This window comes from Actinosynnema sp. NPDC023794 (genome assembly GCF_040639675.1).
GTDB lineage: Bacteria > Actinomycetota > Actinomycetes > Mycobacteriales > Pseudonocardiaceae > Actinosynnema > Actinosynnema luteola.
In genome coordinates this window covers 1-12,630 of the sequence record NZ_JBFAFR010000013.1, presented here as the reverse complement: position 1 = coordinate 12,630, position 12,630 = coordinate 1, and the positions used below count along the sequence as shown (strand labels likewise).

General features: G+C 72.6%; 8 protein-coding genes. 4 read left to right on the top strand and 4 right to left on the bottom strand.

Features of this window, described 5'->3' with window-relative positions; all coding sequences use genetic code 11:
• Positions 1-14: 14 nt before the first annotated feature.
• Both AB0H12_RS24880 and AB0H12_RS24875 read right to left on the bottom strand, forming a co-directional pair.
• Positions 15-2,024 carry an APC family permease gene (locus AB0H12_RS24880; RefSeq protein WP_499625707.1) on the bottom strand — a complete coding sequence of 670 codons (2,010 nt, stop codon included), beginning with the start codon at positions 2,022-2,024 and terminating at the stop codon, positions 15-17.
• 472 nt (positions 2,025-2,496) lie between these two features.
• Entirely contained in the window at positions 2,497-2,895 is a 399-nt protein-coding gene (locus AB0H12_RS24875) for a hypothetical protein (protein ID WP_499625705.1), read from the bottom strand.
• Between the two features lie 237 nt (positions 2,896-3,132).
• Between AB0H12_RS24875 and AB0H12_RS24870 the strand changes: the two genes are divergently transcribed.
• Positions 3,133-4,242 (top strand): glycoside hydrolase family 53 protein, encoded by a 1,110-nt coding sequence (locus AB0H12_RS24870; RefSeq protein WP_499625703.1) that lies wholly within the window; start codon positions 3,133-3,135, stop codon positions 4,240-4,242.
• A 21-nt stretch (positions 4,243-4,263) separates the two neighbouring features.
• Here the strand turns inward: AB0H12_RS24870 and AB0H12_RS24865 are convergent, their stop codons facing one another.
• On the bottom strand, positions 4,264-5,139 hold the full coding sequence (locus tag AB0H12_RS24865) for a hypothetical protein (protein ID WP_499625701.1): 876 nt from the start codon (positions 5,137-5,139) through the stop codon (positions 4,264-4,266).
• Between the two features lie 234 nt (positions 5,140-5,373).
• Here AB0H12_RS24865 and AB0H12_RS24860 point away from each other — a divergent pair, with 234 nt between their 5' ends.
• Entirely contained in the window at positions 5,374-6,882 is a 1,509-nt protein-coding gene (locus AB0H12_RS24860; protein WP_499625700.1) for an IMP dehydrogenase, read from the top strand.
• A gap of 40 nt (positions 6,883-6,922) precedes the next feature.
• On the opposite strand, the gene AB0H12_RS24855 is transcribed toward AB0H12_RS24860, so the two are convergent.
• Positions 6,923-7,666 carry a carbonic anhydrase family protein gene (locus AB0H12_RS24855; RefSeq protein ID WP_499625699.1) on the bottom strand — a complete coding sequence of 248 codons (744 nt, stop codon included), beginning with the start codon at positions 7,664-7,666 and terminating at the stop codon, positions 6,923-6,925.
• Between the two features lie 354 nt (positions 7,667-8,020).
• Between AB0H12_RS24855 and AB0H12_RS24850 the strand changes: the two genes are divergently transcribed.
• Together AB0H12_RS24850 and AB0H12_RS24845 are read left to right on the top strand one after the other, a co-directional pair.
• On the top strand, positions 8,021-12,112 hold the full coding sequence (locus tag AB0H12_RS24850) for an nSTAND1 domain-containing NTPase (RefSeq protein ID WP_499625698.1): 4,092 nt from the start codon (positions 8,021-8,023) through the stop codon (positions 12,110-12,112).
• A 210-nt stretch (positions 12,113-12,322) separates the two neighbouring features.
• Positions 12,323-12,630 (top strand): polysaccharide deacetylase family protein (locus AB0H12_RS24845; RefSeq protein WP_499625696.1); only part of this gene is annotated, 308 nt, incomplete at its 3' end.

The following is a 12,630-nucleotide window of genomic DNA, read 5'->3' as shown; positions in this document are numbered from 1 at the left end:
GTGGCGCAGGCGCCTCAGTGGTCGAGTTCCTCGTTCTTGGCGTCGAGGCCGCGGCGGATCGCTCCCGGCGCGGGCACGAGGCGGTCGCGGACCTTGGCCGAGGAGGCCAGTTGCCACGGCACGCTGGTCACCATGACACCGGGCTGGAACAGGAGCCTGCCCTTGAGGCGCAGCGCGCTCTGGTTGTGCAGGAGTTGCTCCCACCAGCGCCCGACGACGTACTCGGGGAGGAAGACGGTGACGACGTCGCGGGGGTTGTCGGTGCGCACCCGCTTGACGTAGTCGAGGACCGGTTTGGTGATCTCGCGGTACGGCGACTCGATCACCTTCAGCGGGATGGAGAAGTCCTGCTTGTTCCAGAGGGCGACGAGCTCCCTCGTGTCCTTGTCGTCGACGTTGACGGTGACCGCTTCGAGCCGGTCCGGGCGCACCGCCTTGGCGTAGGCCAGCGCGCGTTTGGTGGGACCGTGCACTTTGGACACCAGCACGATCGCGTGGTTGCGGGACGGCAGCCGGATCGGCGAGTCGTCGTCGTCCTCCCGCAGCTCGTCGGCGACCCGCTGGTAGTGGCGGCGGATCGCGGCCATCAACGCGTAGATGGCGGCCATCGCGGCGAGCGAGATCCAGGCGCCCTGGGTGAACTTCGTGATCAGGATGACGGCCAGCACCAGGGCGGTCATCGCGAAGCCGAACGCGTTGACCGCCTGGGAGCGCCGCATCCGCCGCCGTGCCGCCGGGTCGGTCTCGGTGCGCAGCAACCGGGCCCAGTGGCGGATCATGCCGCTCTGGCTGATCACGAACGACATGAACACGCCGACGATGTAGAGCTGGATCAGCCGCGTCACCTCGGCGTCGAACGCCACCACGAGCACGATCGCGAACCCGGCGAGGAAGACGATGCCGTTGGAGAACACCAGCCGGTCGCCGCGGGTGTGCAGCTGGCGCGGCAGGTAGCGGTCCTGGGCCAGGATCGAGCCGAGCACCGGGAACCCGTTGAACGCGGTGTTCGCGGCCAGGACCAGGATCAGGCCGGTGAAGAAGATGACGTACCAGGTCGCCGGCGGGAACCCGGCGAACACGGCGTTGGCGAGCTGGGCGACCAGGGTCTTCTGCTCGTAGCCGGCGGGCGCGCCGATCAGCTGGTGCGCGGGGTCCTCGGCGACCTGGGCGCCGGTGAGCCGGGCCAGCATGATCAGACCGAGGAACATGGTGACGGCCAGCACGCCCATCATCAGCAGGGTCATGGCGGCGTTGCGGCCCTTGGGTTTGCGGAACGCGGGCACGCCGTTGCTGATCGCCTCGACCCCGGTCAACGCGGCGCTGCCGGAGGAGAACGCGCGCAGGACCAGGAACGCGAACCCGAGCCCGGCCAGGCCGCCGTGCTCCTGCACGAGGTCGAAGTCGGCGCTCTCCGCCCGCACGTCGTCCCCCAGCACGTACACGCGGACCAGCGACCACACGATCATGGCGAGGATGCCGACGACGAAGGCGTAGGTCGGGATGGCGAACGCGGTGCCGGACTCCCGCACACCGCGCAGGTTCATCGCGGTGAGCACGACGATGGCGCCGACCGCGAACTCGACCTTGTGCGTCGCCACGAACGGCACGGCCGAGCCGATGTTGGCCGCGGCGGACGCGATCGACACCGCCACCGTCAGCACGTAGTCGACCAGCAGGGCGCTACCGACCACCAAGCCCCACTTCGGGCCGTGGTTGACCGTGGCCACCTCGTAGTCCCCGCCGCCCGAGGTGTAGGTGCGGACGTTCTGCCGGTAGGAGGCCACCACGGCGGCCATCACCACCGCGACCAGCAACCCGATCCACGGGCTGAAGGCGTACGCCGACGCGCCCGCGACCGAGAGGACCAGCAGGATCTCCTCGGGCGCGTACGCCACGCTCGACATCGGGTCGGAGGCGAACACCGGCAGCGCGATCCGCTTGGGCAGCAGGGTGTGCGACAGGCGGTCGCTGCGGAACGGCCGCCCGACCAAGAGCCGCTTGGCGACGGTGGCGAGCTTGGACATGGAGGCAGGGCCTAGGGGGTCTCGGTCCGGCCTGGTGTGGCCCGGAGTTGCCGGAACAGCGTGTGGTCGACGGCGACCGGTGGCGGAGGGCCGGGTCACTCCCGACGCGCCGGGACCTCCACCCGGGCCCCGGGTCGACCGCTCGGGCGACCGCGCACCGGCAGACGTGCCCCCGACCACCGGGGCGACCCTAAAGGGTGAACCGCGCCATCGGGCCCGGCTGCGCGGTTCCTTACGGGATCTTGACGGCGGTCACGGTCCACGCCGGTGAGGCGCGGCTACCGCCGCCGGCGGGCGTCGACGGCTTCCGGCGCGGCGCATGCCCGGACCTGACGCGCAACGCGGTGAGGCTCGTTCCGGCGTCGGGTCGCGAGGAGCCTGCCGGTGCGCGAGCAGGAGGTCCGCCAGGGCGAGTACGCGTTCGGCCGGCTCGAACTCGTCGGCACCGGCGCGAGCAGCGTGCCCAGCCCGCTCAGCCGGCACGCCGCAGGTGCACCCGGGCGACGAGCAGCGCGGTGACGGCGGCCACCCCGGCGAGCGCGGCCACCGCGGCGTGCCACGGCTTGCCGTCACCGTGGAACATGCCGTTCGCGACGACGAACACGTGGATCGCGCCGAGCACGAGCGTGAGGGTCAGCAGTGCCGTTGCCGCACCGGCGCCGCGCCGGCGTCCACGTGGTGTGCCGCCCAGGACGCCCGCCAACCCGACGGCCAGCACGGCGACCGACACGATCACGTAGCCGTGCCAACCGAACCGGCCGAGTTCGACGAACATCTCGTTGCCGTGCCGCGCCCCGCGCACGTCCGGCCGGACGAGCAGGCCGGTCACCGGCATCCCCAACGCCCCTGTCACGAGCAGCACCGGCACCATGGCAGCACGCTACCCACCCGCCCGACGCCGGGACCGGCCGGACGCCCGGACCTGACAACCCTCCAGTCGACCACTCCCGATCGAGGTGACCGGCTCGGCCCACGGACGCGCCCCGAGCTGTGCACGTTCCCGGCAGAACAGGTTCCGCGATGGCTTGAGCTGCTCACCGATCTGCGCTTGCATGTTGTGCACGTACACAACCCGCCGCCGCTCCGTACCTCGATCAAAGGAGATCGGATGTCCGGACCCACCCGGGCGGCCAAGGCCGTCCTCGCCCTGGCGACCGCCGTGCTCCCGCTGGCCACGCTCACCCCGGCCGTCTCCGCGGCCGGTTCGCTGAGCATGCTCGGAGCCGACGTCTCGACCGCGCAACGCGCCCTCGACCTCGGCGCGAAGTACTACGACGCGTCCGGCACGGCGCGGGATCCGCTCGACATCCTCAAGGGCGCGGGCGTCAACTACGTCCGCCTGCGCGTCTGGAACAACCCGCGCAGCGGCTACAACAACAAGGCGAAGGTCCTGGCCTACGCCAAGACGGTGAAGGCGAAGGGCCTCAAGCTGCTCATCGACTTCCACTACTCCGACACGTGGGCCGATCCCGGCAAGCAGTACAAGCCGGCCGCCTGGTCGAGCCACGGCATCGGCCAGTTGCAGACCGACGTCTACAACTACACCCACGACGTGTGCACCAGCCTCAAGGCCCAGGGCACCACGCCGGACAGCGTGCAGATCGGCAACGAGATCAACGTCGGCATGCTCTGGAACGACGGCAAGGTCGTCAACAACGACTTCACCAACCTCAGCCTGCTGCTGAAGGCCGGCTACAACGCCATCAAGGCGTGCGACAGCGGCACCAAGGTCATGATCCACACGGCCAACGCCGACAGCCTCGACCACGCCCGCTGGTTCTACGACGGCATCAGGTCCAAGGGCGTGGCCTGGGACATCACCGCGTTGTCGTACTACTGCATGTGGCACGGCACGCTGGCCAACCTCTACAACGTCATCGCCGACGTGCGCTCCCGCTACGGCAAGGACGTCGTGCTCGCGGAGACGGCCTACCCGTTCACCAGCGGGAACGCCGACCGCACCGGCAACTCCATCACCTCCGGCTGCACGGACTACCCGCTGACGTGGGCGGGCCAGGCGAAGAACTTCGCCCACGTCCAGAACACCGCGCGCAACGCGGGCGCCATCGGCGTCTTCTACTGGGAGCCGACCTGGTACGCCGTCCCCGGCAACGGCTGGGACCCCGCCGACATCGACAACAGCGGCAACGGCTGGGACAACATGGCGACCTTCGACTGGAGCGGTCGCATCAACCCCGGCATCCGCTGGACCCCGTGACCCGACGCCGTGGGGGGACCGTCACACCGGCGGTTCCCCGGCGTCGTCGGCCAGGTCCTCGAGACCGGACCGGTCGAGCACGTCGATTCGCTGCTCGTCCGGCGTGCCGGAGCGCTTCACCAGGCCCTTGCGCTCCAAGTGACCCAACGTCTTGCGGAGCTTCTCGGTCACCAACGAGCCCTTGCCCTTGGCCGCGAACTCGTTCTTCTGCTCGACGGCCAGCATCGGCGCGACCTCCCGCTTCCACGCGGTCAGCAGCGCGGCGCGCGGCACCGACGTCTCGTCGCCCGCCACGTCCAGGATGATCCCTGCCAGCACGCGCCCGAAGTCGTCCTGCCGCGTCGAGTGCCGCCGGACCAGCTCCTCCACCGACGTGCGCCCCTCACCGGTGGACGTGTCCGGCACGTCGAGCGTGGCCAGCCGCGCCCACAACGCCCGGTCGGCCTCGGTGGGCTCCGTCCCGCCGGCGAGCACGGCGGCCCGGTGGGCGTCGATCGCGGAACCCAGGGCGAGCACGAGGTCCGTCAGCTCGTCGCGGACGTCGTCGCCGCGCAGCCTCCGGGCCGCCGCCGCGATCAGCCGGTGGTGCTCCCGCACCAACGTCTCGAAGTGGGCGGTCTTCGTGGCGCGGTTGGCGTCCTCGGCGGCGTCGCGCTGGTACTCGGCCTGGCTGATCTCACCGTCGAGCGCACGTGACCGTGCGGCGGCGCGCTCGGCCGTCCGGTGCACGCGCGTCGCCGCGATCCGGTCGAGCATCGCCCGCAGCACCCGGTCGGTCTGCTCGACGTAGGCGTCGGAGGCCAGGAGTCGCCAGGTCTCCTCGTCACGGCTGCGCAGCGCGTTGTTGACGAAGCGGTCGGCGGCGTGGTCGTCGTCCGACCCGTAGGGCAAGGTCACGTGTTCCGATCCTCGATAGTGGGGGTGTGATCCCCCGACCGGGGGACAAGAGGGACCGGCTCGAACGGCCGGTCGACGGGGTGCTGCACGCGGCACGACCGGCAGGTACGGCGCGGCGGGGATCCGTCCAGCATAGGCGGCGGGCGGCGCGCTCGCGACACGGCGTGCCCGTCGCGGTGTGGGAGGCTGCGGGCACAAGGTGGAGCCGGGACCGCCCGGCGTGGTGATTCGGAGATGCTGCTCGTGGTCGAGATCGTGCCCGGTGTGTCGCGGACGTTCAACGAGTTCCTGTTGCTGCCCAACCGGACCACCGCGGAGTGCACGCCCGCGAAGGTCGACCTCGGCACGCCCCTCGTGCGGCACGCCGTCGGCGCGTCGTCGCCGATCCGGCTGTCGGCGCCGTTCACGTCGGCGATCATGCAGGCGGTCAGCTCGCCGCGGTTGGCGGTGGCCCTGGCCCGGTCGGGCGGTCTGAGCTTCCTGCACCACAACCAGTCCGTGGAGAACCAGGCGGACGCGGTGCGGTTCGTGAAGAACTTCAAGGCGGGTTTCGTGGTCAGCGACACCACGGTCCGCCCGACCGACTCGCTGCGGCACCTCGTCGGCTTGATGAAGACCACCGGCCACAACACCGCCGCCGTCACCGAGGACGGCACGCCGCACGGCCGGTTCGTCGGCCTGGTCACGTCCCGCGACTTCCACTCCGACCGGCACGACCTGGACCTGCCGGTCGCCGACCGGATGCGCACGGCGGACGCCCTGACCTGCGGCAAGGAGGGCATCACCCTGTCGGAGGCCAACACGCTGCTGTGGGAGGACCGCCTCGACTGCCTGCCGGTCGTCGACGGCGCCGGGCACCTCCAGCACCTCGTGTTCCGGTCGGACTACGCCGACCACAAGCAGTTCCCCGGCGCGGTGGTGGACGCGGCCAAGCGGTTCCGGGTCGGCGCGGGCGTGAACACGCACGACTACCGCGACCGCGTGCCCGCGCTGGTCGCCGCCGGCGTGGACGTGCTGTGCCTGGACTCCTCCGACGGCTACAGCGACTGGCAGGCCGAGGCGCTGCGGTGGGTCGAGCGCGAGTTCCCGGAGGTGCCGATCGGCGCGGGCAACGTCGTGGACGGCGAGGCGTTCCGGTTCCTGGCCGACGCGGGCGCGGACTTCGTGAAGGTGGGCATCGGCGGCGGCTCGATCTGCATCACCCGCGACCAGAAGGGCATCGGCCGGGGCCAGGCCAGCGCGGTCATGGACGTCGCCGAGGCCCGTGACGCCTACGCCCGGCGCACCGGCGAGTACGTGCCGATCTGCTCCGACGGCGGCCTCCTGCACGACTACCACATGGCCCTGGCGCTGGCGATGGGCGCGGACTTCGTGATGATGGGCCGCTACTTCGCGCGGTTCGACCAGTCGCCGGGCAAGAAGGTGCGCATCGGCGGCTCGATCTTCAAGGAGTACTGGGGCGAAGGCTCCAGCCGGGCCCGCAACTGGCAGCGCTACGACCAGGGCGAGGACAAGCTGCACTTCGAGGAGGGCGTGGACGGCTACGTGCCGTACGTCGGCGACCTCGGCGACGCGCTCGCCCTCACCGTGGCCAAGATCAAGGCCACGATGGCGTCCTGCGGCGCGGCGACCATCCCGGTCTTCCAGTCCACGGCGCGCGTGACCCTCGTGTCGGAGCAGAGCTACCAGGAGAACGCCGCCGCGGTCGCCGTGCGCGACAACGCCGACACCACGCTGGACTGAGTCGACGGTGGCGGCGCGGGCGCCGCCACCGCCACCGGCGTCAGATGTGCGGCAGCTCGATCTGGACGGTCCGGCCGTTCAACGGCTGCACGGGGCGCGCGTTGCCCTCGTAGAACAGGCTCTGGAAGCGGGAGACGGTGGCCTGCGTCACCGTCTTCTCGCCCATCAGGAACCACTGCACGCCCTCGGTGAACGGCGCCGTGGTGAGCGAGCCGGTGTAGCGGGCCGTGGCGCGGTTCACCGGCAGCAACGTGTTCAGGTCGATGTCGGCGAGGTGCACCTCCTCACCGCACTCGGGCGCGAGGCGCGACAGCACCTTGTCCACAGTGGACGCCGCGCCGACGCGCAGCGGCACGCCGATCACCAGCAGGGCGCCCGCCGCGCTGCGGTGCACCAGGTGCATCTCCAGCGGGTCGGCGTGCCCGGCGAACCGGTGCTCCGACGGGGTGTGGAAGTGGAACTGCACGAGGTCGTACCGGACGCCGGAGAGCGTGACGTGCCCGGCGCCGGGCTCGACCTCGAACTCCTCGGTCTCCTCGTGGTCGCGCACGGCGCAGCCGTCGGCCGCCGCGGCGTCCTTGCGGACGTAGTGCAGGTCGCCGGCGATGTGGTGGCCGTAGGAGATCAGCAGCGGGGGCAGGTGCGGGTCGAAGCGGATCGACGACGGCGTGATGTCGATCGGGCTCTGCGCCGACACCTGCGACCGGGCCGGTGCGACGCCGGCGGTCAGCAGCGCGCTGAGGACGACCGGGACGGCGATGGCGACGATGCCTTTTCTTGCCACGTGGTGCAGCCCTTCGGGAACAGGGACCGGGCGGGGATCGACCCGCTCGGCGGGACCGCACCATCATTGACCCGTTCGGGTGATAATCAATAGGTCAACAAATCACCCGAAAACGCCGGAAACGACATAACAGCCTGTGCCATTCGTCACAGAGCACCATATCGGACAATTCCTCCGCGGTCCGGGGAACAGCCGAAATCGCCCAATTCGAAGAAAGCATTCCGAGGCGCCGAGCCCCGGCCGCGCCGGCGTCGGCCACCCGGTCCGGGAACCGGAAAGTTCCGCGTCCTCCGGCGAACCCGGTCCGGGGCGGCGCCGGGCGCGGTTGACTTCCGGGAGGACACGAGGAGGGGCATGGCGGAGCGATTCGGGCCGTACCGGGTGGGCGAGTTGCTCGGCCGCGGCGGCATGGGTGTGGTGCACCGCGCCCACGACACCGTCCACCACCGCACGGTCGCGCTGAAGCGGCTGCTGACCGGTGACGAGGAGTTCGAGGCGCGGTTCCGCCGCGAGTCGCGGATCGCCGCCGCTCTCACCCACCCGCACGTGGTGCCGGTGCACGCCTACGGCGAGATCGACGGGACGCTGTACCTGGACATGATGCTCGTCGACGGTGTCGACCTGCACCGGCTGCTGGCCGACGGCACCGCCCCGGACGACCTGCTCGCCCTGCTGGGACAGGTCGCCGACGCGCTCGACGCCGCGCACGCGGCCGGGCTGGTGCACCGCGACGTCAAACCGTCCAACATCATGGTCGACCGGGCGGGTCACGCGTACCTGGCCGACTTCGGCATCGCCCGCCCGGTGTCGGCGGCGGCGACCGCGATCACCCGCACCGGCCACTTCATCGGCTCGCTGGACTACATCGCGCCCGAGCGCCTCGGCGGCGAGGCCGACGGCCGCGCCGACGTGTACTCGCTGGCGTGCGTGCTCTACGAGGGTCTGACCGGGCGGCTTCCCTTCGGCGGTGCGGAACCGGCCGCGAAGCTGGCCGCGCACCTGCTGGAACCGCCGCCCGCGCCGTCACGGCTGGACCCGCGCATCGGTCCCGCCCTGGACGCGGTGCTGGCCCGCGGCCTGGCCAAGGACCCCGACCGCCGCTATCCCACGGCGACCGCGTTGATCTCGGCGGCCGTCGACGCCCTGCGCGCCAACGGCGCCGCGACGGTCGCCGCGGCCACCGCCGACCGGGAGCGGTTCGTCGAGGCGATCATCCGGTCGGCCGCCGGCACGGCCGTGGTCGCCGGCGGCGAGGGCTGCCCGTACCCGGGGTTGCGCGGGTTCACCACCGAGGAGGCGGGCTGGTTCCACGGTCGCGGGCACGTGGTCACCGACCTGCTCGTGCGCTTGGCCGACCAGCTCGTCCTCCCGGAGCCGACGGTGCTGGTGGGCGCGTCGGGCTCGGGCAAGTCGTCGCTGTTGCGGGCCGGGCTGCTGCCCGCGACGGCGGACTGGCCGGCGGTGGTCCTCACCCCCGGCCCGGACCCGGTCGGCGCGCTGGCCGCGGCCCTCGCCGAGCGGACCGGGCAGGACACCGCCGCGCTCGCCCGGCGGATCCGCGCGGGCGGGCTCGGCCTGACCGCACGCGTGCTGATCGTGGTCGACCAGTTCGAGGAGCTGTTCACCCACGACGTCGGCGAGTCCGACCGCGCGGCCTTCGCCGCCGCGCTGGCCGATCCGGGGCTGGGCCTGGTGGTGCTGGCCGTGCGCGCGGACTTCGTCGAGCAGTGCATCGGCCTGCCGCCGCTGCGCCGCGCGCTCGCCCGGTCGGTGATCCTGGGACCGCTCGGCGTCGACGAGCTCAGCGAGGCGATCACCGCGCCCGCCGCGGCGGTGGGCGCCGCCGTCGAGCCCGGCCTGCCCGCCAGGCTGATCGCCGACCTCGGCGGAGGTGACTACGACCCGGGCGCGCTGCCCCGCCTCGCGCACGCGCTGCGCGAGACCTGGCACCACCGGCAGGGCGACACGCTCACGTTGGCGGCGTACCTGGCCACCGGCGGGATCGACGGCGCGGTCGCGCGCACCGCCGAGCAGGTCCACGCCAAGCTGTCCGCGGCCGACCGGGCGGTCCTGCGCGCCACCGTGCTGAGCATGGTGAGCGTGCACGACGGCGGCGCGGTCACCCGCCGCCGCGCGTCGCCGCCGCCGGGTCCGGTGCTCGACGAGCTGGTCGCGGCCCGGCTCGTCACCGTCGACCGGGACGGCGCCCAGCTCAGCCACGAGGCGCTGCTGTCGGCCTGGCCGCGGCTGCGGGCGTGGGTCGACGAGGACCGCGACGCCCTGCTGGCCCGTCGCCGCCTCGCCGACGCCGCGCAGCGGTGGGCCGACGCGGGCCGCGACCCCGGCGACCTGCCGCGCGGACCGCGCCTCGCCGCGACCCTGGGCCTCGCCGACGGGCGCACCGACCTGACCCTCGTGGAACGGGACTACGTCGACGCGGGCCGACGGGCGCTCAACCGCTCCCGGGCCGGGCGGGCGGCGGCGACCGCCGGGGCGTTGGCGGTGGTCGCGGTCGTGGCCGTCGCCGCCACCGTGGCCGTGCTGGCGCGCGGTGAATCGACCCAGCGGCTGTCCCGGCAGCTGGCCACCGAGTCGCTGACCACCGAGGACCCGGTCGCGGCGGTGCGCGACGCGCTGCGCGCCTGGCACGCGGACACCACCCCGGAGGCGCGTTCGGCGCTGCTGTCGGCGGTGACCCGCGTGCCGCCGGCGGTCCTCGCGGAAGGGGACCACCCGGCCTTCGCGAGCGCGCTCGCGATCGACGTCGATCCCGCGGGCCGCCGCGTCGCCGTGGGCGGGCACGACGGCGAGGTGCTGGTGTGGGACGTCGCCGAACGTCGCGCCGTCCTGGCGGCCGAACGCGGTTCGGGTGAGGACGTCAGGGCCGTCCGGTTCTCACCCGACGGCGCCCGGCTCGCCGTCTCCGGCAGGGGAACCAGGGTCTGGCACCTCGGGTCCGCCTCGGTGGAACGGACCGTCGACGGAGGCAACACCGCGGCGTGGAGCCCGGACGGGACGCTCGCGGTCGCGGTGTCGGGCGGGGTCGAGCTGTGGCGCGACGGCGCCCGCGTGCGGGCGTTCGCGTCCGGCGAGTGGATCTCCGCCCTGCGGTTCCGCCCCGACGGTCGCAGGCTGGCCATCGGGCGGTCGGACGGCGTCGTGGAGGTGTGGGACCCGGCGGGCGAGCGCGTAGCCCTGCGCACCGAGCACCGCGACGAGCTGCCCGGCTCGCACAACCTCGTCCACCTCGCCTACGCCGCGTCGTACCTGGTGTCCTCGCGCGTGGACGAGGCGATCCGGCTCTGGCACCCGGACACCGCCGAACCGCTGCGCGAACTCGCCCGTGCCCGGGGCGAGGTGGCCGTCCTCGACGGGGGCGAGCGCGTGCTGGCCGCCAACGGCGCCGACCTGTTCACCCTCTCCCCCGCCACCGGGGAGGTCATGGCCGAGTACGCGGGCAACCAGGACATCGTCTACGCGCTGGCCTCGGCGGGCGGCACGGTCGCGGCGAGCACGTCGTCAGGCGACACGGTGGTCGTGTGGCGGCCGAACCCGGCCCGCTCCGACCGGCTGCTCGGCCCCGCCGCCGGCCTGGGCGTCGATCCCGCCGAGGGCACGGTGTGGGTCGCGGGCGCGGGCGGCGTCGTGCACGCCGGGGACGGCCGATCGGTCGCCGGGGAGGACGTGCGGATCGGGCCGCGCGGGCACCTCGCCGTGGTCGAGGACGAGCGGATCACCGTGACCGCGCCCGGCGGCGCGCGGCGGGCGGTCCCGCTGCCGCGCGACGCCGACGTCCGGAGGTTCGCGGTGTCGGCGGACCTGATCGCCGTCTGCCTGAAGACCGCCACCGGCTACGAGATGGGCGTGTGGGAGCTGGACACCTTCACCGAGCGCAAGCGGTTCGAAATCCCCTACCAGGCGCGCGACCTCGTCTTCTCGCCCGACGGGGCGTGGCTGGCCGGCGAGGTGCTCGGCGACGTGAGCTTGTGGTCGCGGGTGTGGGACACCGCGTCGTTCACCCAGCAGGAAGGGCGCGTCGAGGACCGGCACGACGTCGCGATCGGCTTCCACGACGGCTCGCTGGTCGTCGCGGCGGGTGGCGTCGCCAAGTTCGTCGACCCGAGCACCGCGCACGTGCGGCGGGAGATCCCGGTGGGCGCCGAGGTCACCGCCCTGGCGTTCGCCCCCGACGGCGAGACCCTGGCCACGGTCTCCACCGACCGGCCCGACGTGCGCCTGTGGGACGTCGCCGCCGGCGAACCGCTGGCCTCGATCCAGGGCCACCGCTCGCCACCGACGCGCCTGGCCTTCACCACCGACGGGGTGGTCAGCGCCGGCGACGAAGTGCTGCGGATCCCGACGGACCCGGCCGAGGCGGTGTCCCGGCTGTGCGCGGTCCTCGCCGAACACCCCGAACCCGACCCCGACGACACCGGGTGCGTGTGACCCGCCGACCCCGACACTTTCGAATCCTCCGGCCGCTACTGCTATCAGCTGCGGCGGAGCATCTACCTGCGGACATGCGTCTCTATAGGTGAGTTCAACGCTTGACTCCGGCGATCATCCAGCCTTGACTGTCCGAAATAGCTCAGTCTCTGCATCGCAACTTTCGGACGCTACTTCTCGTAGCCCGGTTCGACTCCCTTGGAGGAAGTGATGTCCAGAACTGCCGCCACCGATGCCGGCAGGCCGGTGGCACGTGGCGTGCGGCGGCGCGTCGCCGCGCTGGCCGGCGCGGTCGGGTTGCTCGGCGCGTTGGCCGTCGTGCTGCCGAACGCGGCCAGCGCCGCCGACTGCTCCAGCGGCTACGTCGCCCTGACCTACGACGACGGCCCGATCGCGGGCACCACCACCGCGCTGCTCAACGCGCTGCGGTCGGCGGGTCTGCGGGCCACGTTCTTCAACCAGGGCAACAAGGTCACGTCGAACCAGGCGCTCGCCCGCAGCCAGCGCGACGCCGGCAT

Coding starts and splice junctions, on each gene's coding strand:
- AB0H12_RS24850 (WP_499625698.1), top strand. CDS start 8,021: ATGGCGGAGCGATTCGGGCCGTACCGGGTGGGCGAGTTGCTCGGCCGC.
- AB0H12_RS24870 (WP_499625703.1), top strand. CDS start 3,133: ATGTCCGGACCCACCCGGGCGGCCAAGGCCGTCCTCGCCCTGGCGACC.
- AB0H12_RS24875 (WP_499625705.1), bottom strand. CDS start 2,895: ATGGTGCCGGTGCTGCTCGTGACAGGGGCGTTGGGGATGCCGGTGACC.
- AB0H12_RS24860 (WP_499625700.1), top strand. CDS start 5,374: ATGCTGCTCGTGGTCGAGATCGTGCCCGGTGTGTCGCGGACGTTCAAC.
- AB0H12_RS24880 (WP_499625707.1), bottom strand. CDS start 2,024: ATGTCCAAGCTCGCCACCGTCGCCAAGCGGCTCTTGGTCGGGCGGCCG.